Origin of the sequence: Actinomadura sp. KC216 (assembly GCF_004348535.1) — a bacterium.
GTDB lineage: Bacteria > Actinomycetota > Actinomycetes > Streptosporangiales > Streptosporangiaceae > Spirillospora.
In genome coordinates this window covers 1-21,427 of record NZ_SMJX01000129.1, presented here as the reverse complement: position 1 = coordinate 21,427, position 21,427 = coordinate 1, and the positions used below count along the sequence as shown (strand labels likewise).

Genomic DNA, 21,427 nt, shown 5'->3' with positions numbered 1-21,427 from the left:
GGGTGGGGCTGAGCGTTGAGGGTGTTGCTCCCAGTCAGCGGGATGTCCGGTGTGCGCGGGCGTCCCGCTGATTAACGTCGGGGTCCGGACGGAGGAGCTGGATGGAGGAGCCGATACCCGACGTGCTCGCCCCGGCGAAGCTGGGGCCTGTCACGCTGCGGAACCGTGTTGTGAAGGCGGCGACGTACGAAGGGCTCAGCAAGAGGAGTCTCGTCACTGACGAGCTGATCGAGTTTCATGTGCGGCACGCTGCGGGCGGTGTGGGGATGACCACCGTCGCGTATTGCGCGGTCGCGCCCGATGGGCGTACCGATCGGAAGCAGATTCTGTGGACGGACGAAGCCCTCCCAGGGCTGCGGAAACTGACTGAAGCTGTGCACGGGGAGGGTGCGGCTGTTGCCGCGCAGATCGGGCATGCGGGGCCTGTTGCCAATCCGAAGGGGAACGGGCTGCCTGCCATTGCGCCCAGTCGGCGTTTCCATCCGATGGGTGTGGGGTTCACCAAGGCCGCTACGCGTGTTGATCTGGAGCGGGTTGTTCAGGGGCACGCGCATGCGGGGCGGATGGCTATTGAGGCCGGGTTTGATGCGGTTGAGATTCATCTTGGGCATAACTATCTGGCCAGTTCGTTTCTCAGTCCGAAGATCAATCGTCGGAGAGACGAGTACGGCGGGTCGCTGGAGAACCGGGCTCGGTTGTCGCGGGAGATTGCGCGGGCCGTGCGGGATGCGGTGGGGGACCGCATTGCGATTACCGCCAAGCTCAACATGGACGACGGTGTGCCCGGCGGCTTCTGGCTGGACGAGGCCATCCAGGTCGCTCAATGGCTGGAGGCGGACGGTTCGCTCGACGCCCTCGAACTGACGGCCGGCAGCTCGCTCCTCAACCCGATGTACCTGTTCAAAGGCGACGCGCCCATCCATGAGTTCGCCGCCGTCATGCCGCAGCCGATCAAGCTCGGCGTGAAGCTGGTCGGCCGCCGGTTCCTGCGCGAGTACCTGTACGAGGACCTCTACCTGCTGAAAGACGCCCGGCAGATCCGCGCGGCGGTGAAGATGCCGCTGATCCTTCTCGGCGGCGTCACGAACCGGGCGGGCATGGACACCGCCATGGCGGAAGGCTTCCAGTTCGTCGCGATGGCGCGGGCGCTGCTCCGCGAACCCGACCTGATCAACCGCATCAAGGACGAGCCGGACACGAAGTCGCTGTGCATCCACTGCAACAAGTGCATGACGGCGATCTACGGCGGGACGCGCTGCGTGCTCGTCCAGCCCATGTGAGCCCCGGGAGGCGCGACAAGTGCGAGACGAGACGATCGCCGGGATGCTTCTGGCCAGGCTGGGGGACGAACGGCCTGGCCTGCGCAGCCGCGAGCGGACCTGGACGTGGGACGAGGTCGTCAGGGAGAGTGCCGCCCGTGCCTCGCTGGCCCGCGCGCTCCGTCGAGAAGGACCGTTCCACATCGGTGTGCTGCTGGAAAACATCCCCGAGTACGTGCTGTGGCTCGGCGCGGCGGCGCTGAGCGGGGCGACGATCGTTGGCATCAACTCCACGCGGACCGGCTCCTACCTGGAAGAAGAGGTCCGGCACACCGATCTTCAGCTCGTCGTCACCGATCGGGAGGGGCTGCGGCTGCTCGACGGGCTCGATATCGGTGTTCCGCGTGATCGCTTTCTGCTTGTCGATGAGGACGGGTACGCGGAGACCGTTCTGGCGCATGCCTCTGAGCCCAAGGTCGATCCGTCCGTTACGCCTAAGACGCAGATGTTGTTGCTGTTCACGTCCGGGACGACCGGGGCGTCCAAGGCGGCGCGTTGTTCGCAGGGCAGGCTCGCCGAGCTCGGGCGCAACAACAGCGCCAAATACGACATCAAGCGGGACGACATCAGCTACTGCTCGATGCCTCTCTTCCATGGCAATGCGCTGATGGCGTTGTGGGCTCCGTCGCTGGCCGTGGGGGCGACCGTCGCCCTCGGGAGGAAGTTCTCCGCGACTGGGTTCATGCCGGACGTCAGGTTCTACGGCGCGACGTTCTTCACCTATGTCGGCAAGGCCATCGGCTACGTCCTCGCCACTCCGGAGCAGCCGGACGACAAGAACAACACCCTCACGCACGGGTTCGGCACGGAGGCGTCCCCCGAGGACAAGCGCGAGTTCTTTCGCCGCTTCGGTGCGACGCTGATGGAGGGCTACGGCTCCAGCGAAAGCGCCGGGATGATCAAGCGGGTGCCCGGCACCCCGGCGACCGCGCTCGGGAAGCCCGCCCGTGATGGGGTCCGGATCGTCAATCCGGAGACGTGCGAGATGTGCGCCCCGGCCATTCTGGACGAGCACGGCCGCGTCACCAACGCCGAGGCCGCCATCGGCGAGATCGTCGACCTGGACGGTGCCGAGCGGTTCGAGGGCTACTACAGGAATCCCGAGGCCGACGCCGAACGCGTCCGGCACGGCTGGTACTGGACGGGCGATCTCGGCTACATCGACGGTGACGGGTTCCTGTACTTCGGCGGACGGTCCGGCGACTGGATCAGGGTGGATTCCGAGAACATCTCCGCGCTGCTCACCCAGAACGTCGTCCGGCGCCATCCGAAGATCGTGGACGCGGTCGCGTTCGGTGTCCCCGATCCGCGCTCGGGTGACCAGGTGATGGCGGCCATCGAGATCCCCGATGGCGTGGAATTCGAGGATCTCGACTTTCCCGCGTTTCTCGCCGTCCAGGACGATCTCGGCACCAAGGGCGCGCCGCGGTTCGTGCGCGTCTCGCACGCGCTGCCGACGACCGGGTCCGGCAAGCTCAAGAAGAAGGAGATGCAGCTCGAAGGCTGGCGCACCGCCGACCCCGTCTACCGGTGGGCCGGACGCGGCGCCCCCGAATACGCCCCGATGACCGAGGTCGACAAGGCGGCGCTCCGCGACGAGTTCGCCGCCGCCGGACGGCGGCACTTCCTTCCATGAGGGGTTTCTATGGATCTGCGTGAGACGGCCGCGCATCGCACGCTGCGCGCGGAACTGAGGGCGTACTTTGCGGATCTGCTGCCCCCGGACGTGCGGCGCCGGGCCGGGGAGCAGGGCGTCGGCGGCGAGCGGTTCCGCGAGATCGTCAAGATGCTCGGCAACGACGGCTGGCTCGGCTACGGCTGGCCCGAGGAATTCGGCGGGCAGGGCAAGTCGATCGCCGAGCAGTACGTGTTCTTCGATGAAGTGCAGCGGGCCGGGCTGCCGTTTCCTTTCGTCACCGTGAACACGGTCGGCCCGACGCTCATGCGGTACGGGACGGACGAACAGAAGCGCGCTTACCTCCCCGGCATCCTCTCCGGCGACATCGTTTTCGCCATCGGATACACCGAGCCCGACGCGGGCACCGACCTCGCGTCGCTGCGCACGAAAGCCGTCCTCGACGGCGACCAGTTCGTGGTGGACGGCGCCAAGGTGTTCACCAGCGGCGCCAACACCGCCGACCACATCTGGCTCGCCGCCCGGACCAACCCGGACGCGCCAAAGCACAAGGGCATCTCCATCCTGATCGTGCCGACCGACGCCGACGGGTTCTCCTGGAGCCCGATCCAGACCGTCGGCGGCATGATCGTCACGGCGACCTACTACAACGGCGTCCGGGTGCCCGCGTCCTCGGTGGTCGGGGATGTCGACGGCGGCTGGACGCTCATCACCACCCAGCTCAACCACGAGCGGATCGGGCTCGCCGCGCTCGGCGGGCGGATGATCCGCCTCTGGGAGGACGTCCGCGACTGGGCCCGCGACAACGGCGCCATCGACCTGCCGTGGGTGCGCGCCGACCTCGCCCGCACGCACGCCAGGCTGGAGGCGATGCGGCTGATGAACTGGAAGATGACCATGGCCGTGGAGGCGGGGACGCTGACCGGCGCGCAGGCCGGAGCCGCCAAGGCGTACGGGACGGAGACGCACATCGACGTCCAGCGCACCCTCACCGGAATCCTCGGCGCCGCCGGACGGATCCGCCCCGAATCGCCGGGAGCCGTGCTCTACGGGCAGATCGAGCAGCTCTCCCGGCAGGGCATCGTGAACACGTTCGGCGGCGGCGTCAACGAGGTGCTCCGCGACATGGTCGCCGTCCAGGGCCTCGGACTCCCCAGGTCGAGGCGCTCATGACCGACTACGAGACCCGGCTCCGGTCGTGGGCCGGACGCGAGCTGGTCGCCCGCCGCCGGGGCCAGGACCCGGTGAACGTCCCCATGATCCGCCACTGGGTCGAGGCCATGGGCGACGACAACCCCGTCTACCTGGACGACGACGCCGCACGCGCCACCGGACGTGACGGCATCGTGGCGCCCGCGTCGATGATGCAGGCGTGGACGATGCGCGGATACGCGGCGTCCGTGCGTCCCGCCGCGGGGCCCTCCGCCGCTGACGAGTTGGACGCGCTGCTCGCCGAAGGCGGGTACACGTCCGTCGTCGCCACCGATTCGGAGTTCGAGTTCCACCGCGAGCTGGTGCCCGGCGACCATGTCAGCGTCGAGGAGACCGTCGAGTCGATCTCGCCGGAGAAGAAGACGGCCCTCGGCGCGGGACGCTTCATCAGCACCATCAAGACATACCGGGACGCGGCGGGCCACGTCGTCGCCACCCAGCGCTGGCGGATCCTCCGCTTCCGTCCGGCCGAGAAGCTGGAGCCGAAGGCGCCACGCCCCCGCCCCGCGATCAACCCCGACAACGCCTTCTGGTTCGAGGCCGCCCGCGAGCACCGGCTCGTCATCCAGCGCTGCGCCGAGTGCAAATCGCTGCGGCATCCGCCTGGCCCTGCCTGCCCGCAATGCGGTTCGTTCGACTGGGGAACCGTCGAGTCGGCGGGCAACGGCCACGTCTACACCTACGTCGTCAACCACCACCCGCGCCATCCGGCCTTCGACTATCCCCTGGTCGTCGCCGTGATCGAGCTGGCCGAGGGAACCCGCCTCATCGCCAACATGGCGGGCGTCGCCCCGGACGACGTCGAGATCGGAATGCCGGTCGTCCTCGACTGGATCGACCCGGACCCCGCCCTGTCCCTGCCGATGTTCCGCCCGGCCAACGCCAAGAAGGAGCGCTGATGGACTTCACCCTTGGCGAAGAGCTGGAGGCCGTCCAGGACCTGGCCAGGCGAATCTTCACCGACCACGCCACACCGGACCGGATCAAGGCGGCAGAGCAATCGGAGACCGGCCTCATCGACGCACCTCTCTGGGCGGCCCTCGCGGACGCGGGCCTGCTCGGCATCGCGCTGCCTGAGGACGCGGGCGGCGCGGGTCTGGGCGTCGCCGGGCTCGCCGTCCTGCTGGAGGAGCAGGGCCGCGCGGTCGCGCCCGCGCCGATCTGGCCGGCGGTCGTCGCCGCGCTCACCATCGCCGAGCACGGCACGCCTGAGCAGCGGCGAGAAGTCCTGCCCGCTCTGGTGGACGGATCCGAACGGCTGACCATCGCGCTTGAGGAATTCGCTCCGGCCGACCCCGCCGCCCCCGGCTGCACGGCCGTCCGCGACGGAGACGGCTGGCTCCTGACCGGTACCAAGGCGGCCGTCCCCACCCTGTCCGGCGCGAGCCGCATCCTCGTCGCGGCTGGCTCGCCGGACAGTCGCCCCGGTCTCTACCTGCTCGACGCCTCCGCGCCCGGTGTCTCCTGGGAACCCACCCAGACCACCACCCGCGATCGCGCCGGACACCTCACCCTCGACGCGGCACCGGCACAGCCGCTCGGCGACGGTGCCCTCGCTGCTGCGCTGCGCCTCGCCCGCGTGGCGCTCGCCGCCGTCCAGGTCGGCGTGGCGGAGGGCGCGCTCCGCCTGGCCGCCGGCTACCTGGCCGGACGCGAGCAGTTCGGCCGTCCGCTCGCCACCTTCCAGGCGGTGCAGCACCAGCTCGCCGACTGCTACATCGAGATCGACGCGCTCCGCGTCTGCCTCTGGCACGCCGTCTCCCTGATCGCCGCCGGGGAGGACGCCGAGTCGGCCGTCCTGGTCGCCAAATGGTGGTCGGACGAGGGCGGCCTGAACGTCGTCCACCGCGTCCAGCACCTGCACGGCGGCATCGGTGTGGACGTCGACTACCCGGTGCACCGCCATTTCCTGTGGGGCAAGCAGGTCTCCGGCACGCTCGGCGGCGCGTCGTCCGACCTCGATCTCCTGGGGGCCGCCCTGTGAGCGGCGACCGCGTGTTCGAGGACGTGACGGTGGGGGAGGAGCTGCCCGAGCTGAGCGTCCCGCTGACCCGGACGATGATCGTCGCGACCGCGCTGGCGAGCCGCGACTACCAGGACGTCCACCACGATCCGGCCCTCGCGGTCGAGCGCGGCTCCAGGGACGTCTTCATGAACATCCTGACGACGAACGGCCTGGTCGACCGGTACATCACCGCCTGGGCCGGACCCGCCGCCGTTGTGACGGCCATCAAGATCCGGCTCGGCGCGCCCAACTACCCCGGCGACACCATGGTCTTGAGCGGCACCGTCACCGCCAAGCGGCCCGAAGATCGCCGCGTCGAGATCGCGGTGCGCGGCGTCAACGCCATCGGGCCGCACGTGACCGGCACCGTCGTCGTCCAGCTCAAGGGGAGTGGGGCATGAGCGTGCTGCCAGGGGCCGCCGCTATCGCCGGGATCGGCGCGACCGAGTTCTCCAAGGAGTCCGGGCGCAGCGAGCTGCGGCTCGCCTGCGAGGCCGTGCTCGCCGCCGTCACCGACGCCGGGCTCGAACCGTCCGACGTCGACGGCATGGTGACGTTCACCGCCGACACCAGCTCCGAGATCCACATCGCCCGCAACCTCGGCATCGGCGAGCTGACGTTCTTCTCCCGCGTCGGGCACGGCGGGGGCGCCGCGTGCGGCACCGTCCAGCAGGCCGCGATGGCCGTCGCGACCGGCGTCGCCGACGTCGTCGTCTGCTACCGCGCGTTCAACGAGCGCTCCGGCGTCCGCTACGGCCTCGGCCAGGCCGACCGGCCCATGGACGTCAGCGCCGACCGCGCCGCCTACTCGTGGATGACGCCGTTCGGGCTCGCGACGCCCGCGCAGTGGGTCGCCATGTTCGCCCGCCGCTACATGCACGAGTACGGCGCCACCAGCGAGGACTTCGGCCGGATCGCCGTCGTGGACCGCATGCACGCCGCGCGGAACCCGGCCGCCTGGTTCTACGGCCGCCCGATCACCCTGGACGACCACCAGGCGTCCCGCTGGATCGCCGAGCCGCTCCGGCTGCTCGACTGCTGCCAGGAGAGCGACGGCGGCCAGGCCCTCGTTGTCGTGTCCGCCGAACGGGCCCGCGACCTGCCGCACCGCCCCGCCCTGATCTGGGGCGCCGCGCAGGGGTCCGGCAACGACCAGCACATGATGACGAGCTACTACCGCTCCGAGATCACCGGCATCCCGGAGATGGGCCTGGTCGGGCGGCAGCTCTACGCGCAGTCGCGCCTCACCCCGGCCGACGTGCAGGCCGCGATCCTCTACGACCACTTCACGCCGCTCGTGCTGCCGCAGCTCGAAGAGCTGGGCTTCTGCGCCAGGGGCGAGGCCAAGGACTTCGTCGCGGACGGCAACCTGGAGCTGGACGGGCGGCTCCCCTTCAACACGCACGGCGGGCAGCTCGGCGAGGCGTACATCCACGGCATGAACGGGATCGCGGAGGCCGTCCGGCTCGTCCGGGGCGGCTCGGTGAACCAGCCGGGCGACGTGCACACCGTGCTCGTCACCGCGGGGACGGGCGTCCCGACGAGCGGTCTGGTCCTCGGAGCCGACGCCTGAACGGACGCGGCGACCGGACCTCTGGCGCCCGAACCGTTCCGTACAGGGCGCGTTAGCAAGGGTTTCATCGGTTCGTCGCGCCCGCGTACCGCCGCCGGCCGGAGCCGTCGTCGCAGGTCAGGGCGTGTGCGGCCGGGGCGCGTCCGGCACCATCCGCCCAACCGCGCCCGCACCTTGGGCAAAGCGTGACATTTAAGACACTTACCGTGAAATGCCACGGTCGCTGTGCCGCCGTTCCGGCCCCCGCAGGAGCCTCCGGCCCTGGCCGGGAACGGCCGCAGGAGGGCGACCCCTATGCGACGACCGTCCCTGTTCCTGCTGCTGCCCGCCGTGCTCGCCGCGGCGCTGATCGGCGTCCTCGGGACTCCGGCGTCCGCGACACCGCCGAACATCCCGTCCGCGACCACGGCCGCGTCCCGGCTGGCCGAGCTCACCGTCGCCGCCGAGTCCCACCACAGCACCTACGACCGGGACCTGTTCCCGCACTGGATCACCATCTCCGGAGCGTGCAACACCCGGGAGACCGTCCTGAAGCGGGACGGGACCGGCGTCGTCACCGACTCCGCCTGCTACCCGACGTCCGGCTCGTGGTACTCGCCCTATGACGGCGCCACCTGGACCCTCGCCTCCGACCTGGACATCGACCACATGGTGCCGCTCGCCGAGGCGTGGTCCTCCGGCGCCTGGGCCTGGACGACGTCCCGCCGCCAGACCTACGCCAACGACCTCGGCGGCCCGGAGCTGTGGGCCGTCACCGACAACGTCAACCAGTCCAAGGGCGACCAGGACCCGGCCCAGTGGCAGCCGCCGCGCGCCGCCTTCCGCTGCACCTACGCCCGCGCCTGGATCCAGGTGAAGTGGTACTACGGCCTCACCGTCGACAGCGCCGAGAAGGGCGCCCTGAACTCGATGCTCGGCACCTGCTGAACCATTTCTCCGGCCCGCCGCCCGGTCGCCGGGGCACGGGCGGCGGGCACGTGGCGGGCCGGGCGGCGGGCCAGGGCATGGTCAGGCGGCGAAGTCGGCCCTGTGGTCGGCGGCCCACTGGGCGTAGGTGCGCGCGGGAATGGCAGAACGGAACACTCTATTCCGTTACTGCCCGCACATAGCTTCGCGGGGCGGGGACGCCCAGGCGGTTGCTGAAGCGGGCGAGCATGGTGGTCTGGGACGTCTCGGGGAAGAGGCGGCCGATCATGGGCGGGATGCGCCAGTTGGCCGGGTTGCGCTTGGCCATCCCGGAGACCCTGGAGATCTGCGGGTAGCGGGTCCTCTCGTAGGTGCGCAGCCGCGTCGCCACGTCTGCGCCCTCCTTGATCAGCTCCCGTCCCAGGACCCACACGTCCTCAAGGGTCTGGTTGGCGCCCTGGCCGAGGGTGGGCGGCATGGTGTGGGCGGCGTCGCCGACCAGCGTGACGCGGCCCTCTCCCCACACGCGGCGGACCTTGTTCCAGTGGTGGCCGAAGAACTCGAGGTCGTCGTCGGTGGCGGCGGCCAGGACCTCGGGCACGGGCGACGCCCAGTGGCCGAAACGGTTCCGCAGTTCGGCCAGCGGGGACGCGGGGCGCGGGTCGGCGGGGGACCAGCGCACGTCGAACCACCACTGCAGGCGGCCGTCCCCGGCGGGCATGAGCCCGCACGCGCCCTCCCGGCCGGTGATCATGTAGTGGCGGTGGGTGTCGGTGATCTCGATGTCGATCGGGCTGAGGCCCTGCCAGGTACCGAACGTCGCGGGCCGGACGGCGCCGTCGCCCCACAGGTGCCGCCGGACGACCGAGTGGTGGCCGTCCGCTCCGATCAGCAGGTCTCCGGTGGCGGACGATCCGTCCTCGAAGGCCGTTGTGACCCGGTCACCGTCCTGGGAGATGCCTGTGCAGGTCATGCCATAGGTGACGAGGTCGTGGGGGAGGCCTTCGGCGAGGCGCTCCTGCACGTCGCGGCGGGCGATGGCCTTGGTGCCGAAGCCGAAGCGGGCGTTGGTGTGGGCGATGTTCTGCGTGGTGCGCAGCCGACCGGTCGAGGTGAGCGCGTCGATCCTGTCGATGCGGTTGCCGGCGCCGTCCAGGCTGATGCCGAGGCCGTGCAGGACGGCGGTGCCGTTGCTCCACATCAGGATCGCCTTGCCGCCGGTCCGGGGCGCGGGCGCCTGCTCGTAGACCCGGACCTGGTGACCGGTGGCCAGCAGCTCGCGCGCGACGGCCAGGCCCCCGATGCCCGCGCCGATGACGAGAATCTCCATGTCTCCTCCGAAACGAAGTATCTTCGATACGAAGATACATCGGGGCGGAGTATCCTCCGTCAGTGGGTCGGCACGAGCGGGCGGGTGACGGGCGACAGGTGGACGGCAAGCGGCAGGCGCAGGACGTTCGGCAGGGCGAGGACGTGTTCCGCGAGTTCGTGATCGCGGTGCTGCTGCACAACGAGGCGGTCGCCGACCGGCTCGGGCTGCAGCCGATCGACGTCGCCGCGGCGATCCTGCTGGAGATGCGCGGGCCGCTCGCGGTGGGGACGATCTCCGAGGAGCTCGGGCTGCCGTCCGCCTCCACGACCCGGCTCGTCGACCGGCTGGAGAAGGCGGGCTACGTGCGGCGGGTGCGCGGCGCGCAGGACCGGCGGACGGTCACCGTCGAGCCGGTCGAGGGCGGCATGGACGACTACGAGGCCGCATGCGAGGCGTCCCGGCGGCATCTGGACGAGGTCGGCGCGCACTACACGCCCGAGCAGGCACCGCTGCTGCTCGACATGCTCGTCCGCATCGCCGGGGCCTACCGGGCGTCCGCCAGGGAACTGCGCCGAGGCCCGGACGCCTGATCCCGCGGCCCGTGCACGCGGCCCGGTCACGCGTACCGGTGAGCGGGATCTTGCGTCGCCCGATCCGGACGGGCGCGCCCATGATGAAGGGTTATGGACGAGCTGACGATCCCGGGGGTGCTGGCGCGGGCCGCCGAGGAGTTTCCGGAGGCGGAGGCGGTCGTGGACGGCGACGTCCGGGTCACCTACGCGGAGCTGCGGGAGCGCGCCCGGCAGGCGGCGGGCGCGTTCGCCGGCGCCGGGATCGGGCCCGGTGATCGCATTTCGATCTGGGCGCCGAACGGGCTGGCCTGGATCGTCACCGTGCTCGGCGCGATGGGCGCGGGCGCGACGCTCGTCCCGCTGAACACGCGCTTCAAAGGGGACGAGGCGCGGTGGCCGCTCGCCAAGGCCGAGGTGAAGGTCCTCTTCGTGGAGGACGGGTTCCTCGGCATCGACTATCCCGGAATGCTCGGCCTGGACGAGTCGGGGGGCGTTCCCGGGCTTCCGGCGCTGGAGGCCGTCGTCACGTTCAACGGGGCCGCTCGGCCGGGCGTCACGTCGTGGGACGAGTTCGTCGGCAAGGCCGTCTCCCCGGCGGAGGCCGACGCGCGGGCGGCATCCGTCCGGCCGGACGACATCGCCGACGTTCTCTTCACGTCCGGGACGACCGGCAAGCCCAAGGGCGTCATGTGCACGCATGAGCAGAACGTCCGCACCTATCAGGCGTGGACGGGGCGGACGGGCGTCCGGGCCGGCGACCGGTACCTGATCGTCAACCCGATGTTCCATTCGTTCGGGTACAAGGCGGGCGTCCTGGCGTGCCTGCTGAAGGGCGCCACGATGGTGCTCCAGCGGACGTTCGACGTCCCGGAGACGCTGCGGCTGATCGAGCAGGAGCGGATCACCGTCCTGCCGGGGCCGCCGACGATCTACACCTCGCTGCTCGACGCCCCCGGCCGCGACGACCACGACCTGTCCTCGCTGCGGCTGGCCGTGACGGGGGCGGCGGACGTGCCCGTGGCGCTGGTGCGGCGCATCCGTGCCGAGCTGTTCCCGCAGGTCGTGACCGCGTACGGGCTGACGGAGTCGTCCGGCACCGTGTCGGCCTGCTCGGTGGACGACGACGCCGAGACCATCGCCACTACCTGCGGGACGCCCATCGCCGACGTCGAGGTCGCCATCGTCGACGAGAAGGGCGAGCGGGTCCCGGCGGGGACGGACGGCGAGGTGCTCGTCCGCGGCTACAACGTGATGAAGGGCTACCTCGACGACCCGGAGGCGACGGCGGCGGCGATCCGCGACGGCGGCTGGCTCGACACCGGCGACCGCGGGCGCCTGGACGGGCGCGGCAACCTCACCATCACCGGGCGGACGAAGGAGATGTTCGTCGTCGGCGGCTTCAACGTCTACCCGGCCGAGGTCGAGGACGTGCTCGCCCGCCATGACGCCGTCGCCGAGTCGGGTGTCGTCGGCGTGCCCGACGCGCGCCTGGGCGAGGTGGGGCGCGCCCACGTCCGGCTCCGGCCCGGGCGGAGCGCCACGGCGGACGAGCTGATCGGGCACTGCCGGGAGCGGCTCGCGAACTTCAAGGTCCCGAGGGAGGTCGTCTTCGTGGACGACCTCCCGAAGACCGCGTCCGGCAAGATCCGCCGCGTCGAGCTCAGAGAGCGGCCATGACGCGCGCCCGATGCTCCGACACCGTGCCCCATGCCGCGTACAGGGCTCGTGCCTTGCGGATCCAGAGCGACGGGTCGTACTCGTCGGTGTAGCCGATCGCGCCGTGCACCTGGAGCGCGGTCTTGGCCGTCGCGTAGGACGCCTCGGACGCGGCGACCTTGGCGGCGGACACGTCCCGCGCGAAGTCCGGCGTCCCGTACGACAGCGCCGCCCCGTAGACGAGCGGGCGCGCGAACTCCAGCTCCACCAGCGCGGTCGCCAGATGGTGCTTGACCGCCTGGTACTCGCCGATCGGGCGTCCGAACTGCCGCCGCGTCCTGGCGTAGGCGACGGACACGTCCAGCATCGCCCGGCCCAGCCCGATCTGCTGCGCCGCGCACAGCAGCGCGCCGAGATCGGTGAAGGCGCCGGGGGCGGAGGACGGGACGCGGAACAGGCGCCGCGCGGGGTCCAGTGACGTGACGGGCTCCCCGGGCTCGCGTTCGGTGCCGTCCACGGTGAGGACCAGGTCGGCTACGTCGGCGTCCAGCGCGTGCGGGACGGCGAGCGACACGATCGCCTCGCCTTCAGCGATCTTTGGCAGCCACGGCGACCCGTCCAGGAGTTCCGCGGCCGCGGCGAGGGTCTCCACATACGGGCCGGGGGCGGCGGCGCGGCCGAGCTCCTCGGCGGCGACGCACAGCTCGACCGGCAGCGGCCCCGCGCCGCCGGAGCCCTCCGGCACCGCGACCGCGAACACCCCGGCCTCGGCGACCGCCGACCACAGCGCCCGGCCGGGGCCCGTGTCCCCGGACGCCCAGGCGCGGACGGTCTTCGGCGTCTCCGCCTCGGCGAGGAGGCCGCGCAGCGTGTCGCCGAACATGCGCTGCTCGGCGGACAGGACGAACTTCACCGCGACCCCCTCGGCAGGCCGAGCAGCCGCTCGGCGATCACGTTGCGCTGGATCTCGTTGGTGCCCGCGTAGATCGGCCCGGCGAGCGCGAACACGTAGCCCTCCAGCCAGTCGGTCTCCAGCTCGCCGTCCGGGCCGAGCAGGTCGAGGGCGGTCTCGTGCAGCGCGACGTCCAGCTCCGACCAGAAGACCTTGTTCAGGCTCGACTCGAAGCCGATGTCGTCGCTGCGCGAGATCGTCTCGAACCCCTTGAGCCGGTAGGCCCGGGACCTGATCCACGCGTCGGCGACCCGGTCCCGCAGCGCCGTGCCGGAGGTGTCCGCGCGCTCCTTCCACAGCTGGACGAGGCGTTCCGCCGCCGCCATGAAACGTCCGGGGCTGCGGAGGGTGAAACCGCGCTCGTTCCCGGCGGTGGCCATCGCGACGCGCCAGCCGTCCCCCGCCGTGCCGATGACGTCCTCGTCCGGGACGAACACCCCGTCGAGGAACAGCTCGGCGAACGCGGGCCTGCCGTCCAGGCGCCCGATCGGGCGGACCGTCGCGCCGTCCGCGTCCAGCGGGAACATCAGATACGTGAGGCCGTGATGGCGTTCCGACCCCGGGTCGGAGCGGAACAGGCCGAAGCCCCGGTCGGCGAACGCGGCCCGGGAGCTCCACGTCTTCTGCCCGTCGAGCAGCCAGCCGCCGTCCGTGCGGGTGGCGGTCGCGCGGAGCGCGGCGAGGTCGCTGCCCGCGCCCGGCTCCGACCACGCCTGCGCCCAGATCACCTCGCCCGAGGCCATCGGCGGCAGGACGCGGGCGAGCTGCTCCGGCGTGCCGTGCTTCAGCAGCGTCGGGGCGAGGAGGTTGATGCCGTTCTGGCTGACGCGTCCGGGCGCGGCCGCCGCGTAGTACTCCTCCTCGAAGATCAGCCATTGCGGGACGGACGCGCCGCGCCCGCCGTACTCCTCCGGCCACGACACGACGCCGAGCCGGGCCCGGCCGAGCGTGCGCTCCCAGTCCCGGTGCGCCGCGAAGCCGTCCGCGGTCTCCAGCGACGGCAGCGGCTCGGCCGGGACGTGCTCGCGCAGCCACGCCCGTACCTCGGCGCGGAACTCCTCGTCCGCCGCCCCGAACTCAAGATCCATGCCGCCGCCTCCGCGCTCGCCCGGCTTTCTAACAATTGTTTGGTAGATGGTAGACGCCGGGCCCGCACCGCCGCGAGCCGCCCTCCCACCGGGCGGGACGGGCCGGACGCGGGCCGGGGCCGTCCGGCGGTGGGGTGGTACCGCTCGGCGAGTGGACCGCACCGCTCATCGCCCACGGCGCGAATTCTCCTGTTACGCCGCCTTATGGCGGACTTATCGTCCAGCCGCTGGGGGGACGGGACGGCGGGCACCTGAATGCCGCCCGCCGGGAGCCCGTCGAACTGTAGTCGACGGTAAAGGACGCCGAGCATGAAAATGCCGAGATTGGGGACCGGATCAACGGCCTCTGGCACGAGAAGACCCGGCAGGAGAACGCCGGGTGTGAAAATCAGTAAATGGATTGTCCCCGCCATCGGCGCGGCGGCCGTCGCGTTCGCTCCCGTGCTCCCCGCGGCGCAGGCCGCCGACACCGCGAAAAGCGGCTCCGCAAAAGCGTTGGTCTGCGCGAGCGGCACGACCGTCCAGACGGACAAGGGCCCGGTGTGCGGTGCGATGGCCGACGGTGTCAAGACGTGGCTCGGCATCCCCTACGCGGCCCCGCCGCTGCGGGATCTGCGCTGGGCGCCGCCGCAGCCGGCCGCGCCGTGGACGACCACGCTTGAGGCCACCAACGCGGGCCCGACCTGCCCGCAGCCGCCGGGTCTCGGGCAGGGCTCGACGAACGAGGACTGCCTCCGGCTGAACGTCACCGCCCCCGAGCGGACCGACGGCAAGCCGCTGCCGGTGATGGTGGAGTTCCACGGCGGCGGGTTCCGGTTCGGCGCGCCGTCCGACGGCAAGCACCTGGTGAAGAACGGCGGCGTGCTGCACGTCGGCCTCCGGTACCGGCTCAACATCTTCGGGTTCATGTCGGACAAGGCGTTCGGCGAGAACTCCGGCAACTACGCGTTCCGCGACCAGCAGGCCTCGCTGCGCTGGGTGCAGGCCAACATCGCCAAGTTCGGCGGCGACCCGAACAACGTGACCATCTACGGCGCGTCCGCGGGCGGGTCGAGCGTGTGCGCCAACACCGCCTCGCCGACCGCGAAGGGGCTGTTCCACAAGGGCATCCCGCAGAGCGGCGAGTACAACTCGCGGCGCGGCGTCGACGTCCAGTGGCAGCCGCAGGACTGCATGGCCGACCTGCCGACCCGCGATGAGGCACAGCAGGCCGCCGACCGCTTCGCGGCGGCCGTGGGCTGCGGGAACCAGGCCGACAGGGCCGCCTGCCTGCGCGCCGTGCCCGTCCAGCGGCTCCTCGACCAGACCGGCCGGGGCGTCGGCGCGGACGTCGGGACGCAGGGGCCCGTCGTGGACGGCGAACTGCTGCCCATGTCGCCCGCGCAGGCGTTCGCCGAAGGGAAGGTCAACAACGTCACGCTGATGCACGGCGTCGACCGCGACGAGACGCAGCTTTCGTCCGCGAACACGCCCGCCGAGTACCAGGCGAACATCCGCCAGCAGTACGGCGACGCGGCCGACGAGGTCATGAAGCTGTACCCGCTGGAGCGGTTCCCGGACCCCTCGCCGTTCATCGCCTACCGGACGATCGTGGCCGACTCCAACTCCGTCTGCCCCGCGCTGATCAACGACCAGCGGATGGCCAAGCACATCAAGGTGTTCGCCTACCAGACCGACAACGCCGACGCCCCGCCGATGTTCTTCCTGGACCAGACGAAGCCGAACGGCTCGTACCACATCAGCGAGAGCATCTTCCTCAGCCCGTTCGGCAACCCCACCCTGACGCCCAACCAGGTGTCGTTCGGCAAGCAGCTCACCGCCCAGTGGACGGGATTCGCCCGCACCGGGAACCCGACCGTGGACGGCACCCCGCTCTGGAGGCCCTTCACCGAGTCCGACCAGGGTGTCATGTCGCTGGTGCCCGCCGGTGACAGCGAGATGACCAGGGAGATCGGAGAACAGCACCACTGCGACTTCTGGAAGAAGTACATGCCGTTCGGTAAGTAATCGGATAAGGGTAATCGGCTGACAGTACACTTCATCGACCAGGCGGATTGACGTGGAATGCCGCAGATTGTGCGCTACGTGCCAGATTTCGCAGCGGACTCTTGAACGCCTCCGGCAGCGCGGATTCCATGAGCGCATGCGAGCCACAGCGGTTCATTCTCGTCCGGTCCCATTCCAGGACCGAACACCCCCGCCAAGTCTGATCGCGGCTCAGAGCCGAACCCAGTCTCAGAGTCGTACCGCGTCTCAAGAACTGGAACAGCCGCAGAAGCGTACGCGGCCGCAAAACCGTGCACAGCAGGGACGAACGCCGTCCCGCCCGACCGAGGACGAAGAGCGCCTGGTGGTCGTGGTCGTCGTCAAGGACGCCGGCGCCGACGAGCTCATCCCGGTCGGGCTGGGCCGGGCGGTCCATTTCGTCCGGCGGTCGGAGGTCCGGTACGCCGAGGCCCACGGCGACTACGCCCGCCTCTACACCGATGGCGGCAGCCATCTCGTCCGGGTCTCCCTGTCCGCCTTGGAGGAGGCGTGGCGGGACGCCGGATTCGTCCGCATCCACCGGTCACACCTGGTCTCGCTCGCCCACATCGACGAGATGGTCGTCGAGTCGGGACGGTGCACGCTCCGGGTCGGCGGCACGCCGCTGACCGTCAGCCGGCGCAACACGGGCGCTCTGCGCGACCGGCTGCTCAGGGGAGCCCTGCCCGGCCCCGCCCGGCGCTCCCAAGGTTCCCGCGGCGCCCAGAACTCCCGCGGCGCGCAAGGCTCCCGCGGCGGCCGCGGCACCCGCGGCTCCCGGAACACCCGCGGCTCCCGGAACTCGCGAAGTTCCTGAGAGCCCTCCCGCCAAGCTCCCGATTCCCGAAGGGAAAACCGAAAAGATGCGTCGCATAAGACGGGCGGCCGCACTGGCCGTCGCCGCCGGCCTGCTCGTGAGCGGAGCCGTCGCCTCCGGACCCGCCGCCGCGTCCGGCGGGCAGGGCCGGCCGAAGGCACCCGCCTCGGACTGGCCGACCTGGACCAAGGACCTCCTCGGCAGCCGCCACGCCGGGGCGGAGACCGGCATCACGCCGAAGAACGTCGGCGAGCTGAAGCTCAAGTGGGCGTTCGGATACCCGCGCCAGGCGGGCGGGCCGCGCAGCCAGCCCGCCGTCATCGGCGACACGATCTACTTCGGCGGCCCGGACGGCATCTACCGCGCCGCCGACGCCAAGACGGGCGCGCTCAAGTGGCAGTTCGACCTGTCCACCGTCGGCACCGGCTTCGCCCAGGTGCGCGACGGCGCGTCCGTCGCCGAGGGCAAGGTGTTCTTCGGAGACACCCGCGGCTACCTGTACGCCCTCGACCAGGCCACCGGGAAGCTCGTCTGGGCCGAACGGATCGACGACTTCCCCGGCGCCACCCTCACCAGCTCGCCGATCGTCTTCGAGGGCCGCGTCTACGTCGGCACGTCGAGCGGCGAGAACCTCAACGGCAAGAACTACCCCTGCTGCCGGTTCCGGGGCCACGTCGACGCCCGCGACATCAAGACCGGCAAGCTCGACTGGCGCTTCTACACCGTCCCCGAGCCGAAGCAGGACGGCACCTGGCCGAACGGCCAGCCGCGCTACGGCCCGTCCGGCGCGGGCGTGTGGAGCTCTCCCACCATCGACCCGACGACCAAGACGCTCTACGTGGGCACCGGGCAGAACTACAGCGGCAGCGGCGGGCACTTCGACTCCGTCCTCGCGCTGAACACCGAGACGGGCGAGCCGCGCTGGACCCGCAAGATGACCGACGTCGACACCTGGCGCCGCGAATGCAACAGCCCGACGCCCGAGGACCAGCAGTACTGCCCCAACCTGAAGGACGGCACCGCGCTCGACTTCGACCTCGGCGCCACCGCGAACATCTTCACCGCCAACGGGCGGCGGCTCGTCGGCATCGGCCAGAAGGTCGGCGTCTACCACGTCCTGGATGCCGCCACCGGCGAGATCGTCTGGCAGCGCCAGCTGTCCGAGCCCATGCCGGGCGGCGGGCTCAGCGGCATCCAGTGGGGGTCGAGCTATGACGGCGAGCGCCTCTACGTCGCGACCTACATGGCGAACCCGGGCACGCTGTACGCGATCAACCCGGCCGACGGGCACATCATCTGGAAGACGCCGAACCCGTCCGACGGCTGCACGACCGGCGGCGCGGCGCAGTACCCGAACGTGTGCCGGCTCGGTCACCCGCCCGCGGTGACGACCTCGCCGGGACTCGTCTGGGAGGGCAGCATGGACGGCAAGGTCCGCGCCTACTCGGCCGAGGACGGCAAGGTGCTGTGGAGCTTCGACACCATCGCCGACTTCCCGACCGTCAACGGCGGCACCGGGCGCGGCGGAACGGTCGCCGGAGGTGGCGGCGCCGTCGTCGCCAACGGGATGGTCTACGTCCTGACCGGCGACATGTTCACCAACTACCCGAACGACAAGGGCCACGTCATGCTGGCCTTCGGCCGGTAACCACGCCTGGCCGTGCTCGCCTCGGCCGCTTGCCTCGGGCGGCCGATCGCGCGGCGGGGACGACGACCTCGACGTCGTCCCCGCCTGCGCTTGTTCAGCTCCGTGGGCCGGTCAGGAAGACGCCGATGCCGTTGGCGACGGCGCGCTCCCGGCCGTCCGACGGCTCGTTGCGCACGACCGCCTTCCCGCCGCTGCGCGTGACGAACGTGGACGAGCCGCCGCCGTCGAGGTTGACGGCGTCGTCCACGCCCGCCCCGTCCAGGAGGGAGGCGAGTTCGGCGACGGTCAGCCCGGCGCTGCGCTCCGACCGTCCGTCCACGACGACGAGGTACATGCGGCGGCCGTCGCGGTTCACGCCCGCCGCCGTGCGCGGGGCCGGGCCCTTCGGGTCGAGGCCCTTCAGCGGCTCTCCGTCGCGCAGGACGGGGAAGCCCCCGATGGCGAAGCGGAACCTGCGGGGTCCCGTGAAGCCGTAGCCGATCCGCACCCGGTCGCCTGGACGCAGCCGGCGCAGCGCGTTCGCGCCGTCCTCCCGCCCGACGAGCACGGTCGTGTCCTGCGGGATGGCGCCCGCGCCGACCTCCTCCGCGACCTTCGTGACCACGCCCCGCCGGACGGTCACCTCGGCGGTGTTCGTGCTGCAGGGGTCATTGCGGGCGGTGTCGGTCCCGCACACCGCGCGCCACCGCGACACGCTGCCCCACTCGTCGGTGAACGCGCCCGCGCCCCCGACCGGCAGCGCGTACTGGTTGAGGCCGCGCAACGCGATGCGCGTGCCGCCCGCCCGGATGGTGCCGGTCAGGTGCAGGCGCCCGAGATGACCGCGCCGGTCGGCGCCGACGCCGATGACGTCCTCGGCGGACGTCCCGGGCGGCAGCGCGGGCCCGAACCGCTGCCCGTCCGGCACCGCGCCCTTGAGCGGGCCGCCGTCCACCTCGGGCCCGGACGACGACCCGGTCGCCGCCACGCCCGGACGCGTCTCGCTGATGTTGAAGAAGTCGCCGTTGATCCCGGCCAGGGCGCGCTGCGCGTCCGCCATCGCCGAGACCGTCCGCCGCGCCGCGACCTCCGGCGGACGCAGCAGCCCCACCCGGACGCCGGGGGCGCGCAGGTCCACGTCCAGCAGGTCACCGCGCACCGGGCCGCCGACGCCGGTCGTCTCGAACGTCTTGAACACCACGCCGGGCGCGAGCTCGGTCACCGACGTGAACCGCGGCTTGCGGGCGGTGCCGGACGACGGCAGCAGCGCAGCCCGCGCGTCCGGCCTCTCACCCGAACCGGCGCCGTCCACGTCCGGCGGCCCCGGCACGCCCGCCCGCACCGGGACGGCCCCGACCCCGCCCACCAGCCCGGCGGTGACCAGCACGATCGTGAGTTTCCGTGGCATCGGCTACGCCCCTCTCAGCGGAGAACAAGCTTGCCGATGATTACGCAGCCGCGGTGAAGAACCGGCGAGCCGCCCGCCAACAATCTCCGAAGATCACATGATCCGGGCCCGGTGAATCCCCCCTGGACAACCCGGCGCCGGGGGTGGCATGAAGTAGGGCCATCTGGGCGGGGAGCGGAAGGGAAGCGCATGCGCGAGGTCGTCTTCGCCGTGCTGGGGCCCGTGGAGGCGAGCGTCGCGGCCGTGCCGTGGCGCTCGGCGGCGGGCGGCAGCGGGCGCTGCTCGTCCGGCTGCTGCTCGGCGCCGACCGGGTGGTGCCGGTCGACCGGCTGGTGGACGAGCTGTGGGGCGACCGCCCGCCCGCGTCGGCCCGCACCCAGGTGCACACGCTGGTGCACCGGGTGCGCCGCGGCCGATCCTGACCCGCTGACCAGGGCTGACAGCGCCTGATAGCGGACGGACAGCGGCGGCGCGCTATCCATTCGGGGCACATTGCGCAGCGCGTCGGAGGTCTGGATTCATGAATTGGCGGGGGGCGGGGGCCGGACTCGGCGTCCTCGTGTCGGTGCTCACCGGGTGCGGGCCGGAGGAGGAGTCGCCGGAGGAGAAGGCGGCGGGTTCGCTGGAGAAGGCGCTCACCACCCTGAGCGGCCAGCCGCACCGGGCGGACGTCGAGGTCGAGGTCTATGCCCTGAACGGGGCGATACCGGGGTTCAAGCTGACGGCGCGGATGCGCGGGACGCACCGCTCGATGCCGGGGAACCCGGCCTCCGATCTCGACCTGTCCTCGGTCGCGACGGAGCTGGAGCTGCGGCCGGGCCCGACCCGTAACAACTCTGGGGCCGTCCGCGTGATCACGGTCGGGGACCGGACCTACGTGCGCAACACGCTCCAGTCCGGGCGGTGGCGGACGCTGCCGGCCGGGCCGAGGCTCACCGGGAAGGACGGCTACGACCCGGCGAGCACCGCGACCATGGTCGACACCACCGTGATCGCCGAGATGTACCGGGGGCAGATCGGGACGCCGCGGCTGTCGCCCGCGACGGAGGCCGGCGAGGAGATGAGCGTCTTCTCCCTCTCCTGCACCGTGGCGCAGTGCCTGGAGGATTCGCCCGAGGCGCGGAAGGCGGCGCTCAGCGTGTATCCGGGCGACGCGGTCTTCAACGCGAAGCTGTGGGTGGACGGGCGGGACCGCCCGCGGCGGCTGACGATGACGAGCGAGTTCTTCGTCAACGCCGGCATGCGGAGCATGGACGTGAAGTTCAAGGCGGCGTTCACGCTGCACGATCTCGGCAGGCCGCAGAGCATCACGGCACCGT

General features: G+C 71.3%; 19 protein-coding genes. 15 read left to right on the top strand and 4 right to left on the bottom strand.

Translation table 11 applies throughout. The features are described from left to right. Nucleotides 1-101: 101 nt before the first annotated feature. From E1264_RS22420 to E1264_RS22385, 8 genes are all read left to right on the top strand, one after another. Nucleotides 102-1,280 carry an NADH:flavin oxidoreductase gene (locus E1264_RS22420; protein ID WP_132176611.1) on the top strand — a complete coding sequence of 393 codons (1,179 nt, stop codon included), beginning with the start codon at nt 102-104 and terminating at the stop codon, nt 1,278-1,280. 19 nt (nt 1,281-1,299) lie between these two features. Further along, nucleotides 1,300-2,955, top strand: a complete 1,656-nt coding sequence (locus E1264_RS22415) for an AMP-binding protein (RefSeq protein WP_132176609.1) — start codon at nt 1,300-1,302, stop codon at nt 2,953-2,955. Nucleotides 2,956-2,964: 9 nt separating this feature from the next. Then, on the top strand, nt 2,965-4,128 hold the full coding sequence (locus E1264_RS22410) for an acyl-CoA dehydrogenase family protein (RefSeq protein ID WP_132176607.1): 1,164 nt from the start codon (nt 2,965-2,967) through the stop codon (nt 4,126-4,128). Then, nucleotides 4,125-5,066 carry a MaoC family dehydratase N-terminal domain-containing protein gene (locus E1264_RS22405; protein ID WP_132176605.1) on the top strand — a complete coding sequence of 314 codons (942 nt, stop codon included), beginning with the start codon at nt 4,125-4,127 and terminating at the stop codon, nt 5,064-5,066. Before E1264_RS22410 ends, E1264_RS22405 begins: the two co-directional genes overlap by 4 nt. Continuing rightward, nucleotides 5,066-6,151 (top strand): acyl-CoA dehydrogenase family protein, encoded by a 1,086-nt coding sequence (locus tag E1264_RS22400; protein ID WP_132176603.1) that lies wholly within the window; start codon nt 5,066-5,068, stop codon nt 6,149-6,151. The genes E1264_RS22405 and E1264_RS22400 overlap by 1 nt, the downstream gene beginning before the upstream one ends. Next, nucleotides 6,148-6,573 carry a MaoC family dehydratase gene (locus tag E1264_RS22395; protein ID WP_243711093.1) on the top strand — a complete coding sequence of 142 codons (426 nt, stop codon included), beginning with the start codon at nt 6,148-6,150 and terminating at the stop codon, nt 6,571-6,573. Before E1264_RS22400 ends, E1264_RS22395 begins: the two co-directional genes overlap by 4 nt. Continuing rightward, nucleotides 6,570-7,745 carry a lipid-transfer protein gene (locus E1264_RS22390; RefSeq protein WP_132176601.1) on the top strand — a complete coding sequence of 392 codons (1,176 nt, stop codon included), beginning with the start codon at nt 6,570-6,572 and terminating at the stop codon, nt 7,743-7,745. The genes E1264_RS22395 and E1264_RS22390 overlap by 4 nt, the downstream gene beginning before the upstream one ends. 294 nt (nt 7,746-8,039) lie before the next feature. Beyond that, nucleotides 8,040-8,672 carry an HNH endonuclease family protein gene (locus tag E1264_RS22385; RefSeq protein ID WP_132176599.1) on the top strand — a complete coding sequence of 211 codons (633 nt, stop codon included), beginning with the start codon at nt 8,040-8,042 and terminating at the stop codon, nt 8,670-8,672. A gap of 157 nt (nt 8,673-8,829) precedes the next feature. On the opposite strand, the gene E1264_RS22380 is transcribed toward E1264_RS22385, so the two are convergent. Continuing rightward, complete coding sequence (locus E1264_RS22380) at nt 8,830-9,981, bottom strand: FAD-dependent monooxygenase (RefSeq protein WP_132176597.1); 1,152 nt, start codon at nt 9,979-9,981, stop codon at nt 8,830-8,832. Between the two features lie 62 nt (nt 9,982-10,043). Here E1264_RS22380 and E1264_RS22375 point away from each other — a divergent pair, with 62 nt between their 5' ends. Further along, a complete protein-coding gene (locus tag E1264_RS22375; RefSeq protein WP_132176596.1) occupies nt 10,044-10,553 on the top strand; it encodes a MarR family transcriptional regulator in 510 nt (169 codons plus the stop codon). Between the two features lie 93 nt (nt 10,554-10,646). Then, entirely contained in the window at nt 10,647-12,212 is a 1,566-nt protein-coding gene (locus E1264_RS22370) for a FadD3 family acyl-CoA ligase (protein WP_132176594.1), read from the top strand. Here E1264_RS22370 and E1264_RS22365 read toward each other — a convergent pair. Continuing rightward, nucleotides 12,196-13,104 carry an acyl-CoA dehydrogenase family protein gene (locus E1264_RS22365; RefSeq protein WP_132176592.1) on the bottom strand — a complete coding sequence of 303 codons (909 nt, stop codon included), beginning with the start codon at nt 13,102-13,104 and terminating at the stop codon, nt 12,196-12,198. The two genes, E1264_RS22370 and E1264_RS22365, sit on opposite strands and share 17 nt — an antisense overlap. Next, the gene (locus E1264_RS22360; RefSeq protein WP_132176590.1) at nt 13,101-14,231 is read right to left on the bottom strand and encodes an acyl-CoA dehydrogenase family protein; all 1,131 of its coding nucleotides are present in this window, start codon (nt 14,229-14,231) and stop codon (nt 13,101-13,103) included. The genes E1264_RS22365 and E1264_RS22360 overlap by 4 nt, the downstream gene beginning before the upstream one ends. A gap of 381 nt (nt 14,232-14,612) precedes the next feature. Between E1264_RS22360 and E1264_RS22355 the strand changes: the two genes are divergently transcribed. From E1264_RS22355 to E1264_RS22345, 3 genes are all read left to right on the top strand, one after another. Beyond that, nucleotides 14,613-16,238, top strand: coding sequence for a carboxylesterase family protein (locus E1264_RS22355; protein ID WP_243711092.1), 1,626 nt, complete (start codon nt 14,613-14,615; stop codon nt 16,236-16,238). A gap of 343 nt (nt 16,239-16,581) precedes the next feature. Further along, nucleotides 16,582-17,073, top strand: coding sequence for a LytTR family DNA-binding domain-containing protein (locus tag E1264_RS22350; protein ID WP_243711091.1), 492 nt, complete (start codon nt 16,582-16,584; stop codon nt 17,071-17,073). A 46-nt stretch (nt 17,074-17,119) separates the two neighbouring features. Further along, nucleotides 17,120-18,721, top strand: coding sequence for a PQQ-binding-like beta-propeller repeat protein (locus E1264_RS22345; RefSeq protein ID WP_132176586.1), 1,602 nt, complete (start codon nt 17,120-17,122; stop codon nt 18,719-18,721). A gap of 94 nt (nt 18,722-18,815) precedes the next feature. Here the strand turns inward: E1264_RS22345 and E1264_RS22340 are convergent, their stop codons facing one another. Continuing rightward, nucleotides 18,816-20,108, bottom strand: a complete 1,293-nt coding sequence (locus E1264_RS22340; RefSeq protein WP_207936078.1) for a phosphodiester glycosidase family protein — start codon at nt 20,106-20,108, stop codon at nt 18,816-18,818. A gap of 248 nt (nt 20,109-20,356) precedes the next feature. Between E1264_RS22340 and E1264_RS22335 the strand changes: the two genes are divergently transcribed. Then, nucleotides 20,357-20,530, top strand: coding sequence for a winged helix-turn-helix domain-containing protein (locus E1264_RS22335; RefSeq protein ID WP_243711090.1), 174 nt, complete (start codon nt 20,357-20,359; stop codon nt 20,528-20,530). A 98-nt stretch (nt 20,531-20,628) separates the two neighbouring features. After that, the coding region (locus E1264_RS22330) for a hypothetical protein (protein WP_132176582.1) at nt 20,629-21,427 on the top strand (799 nt) is incomplete at its 3' end.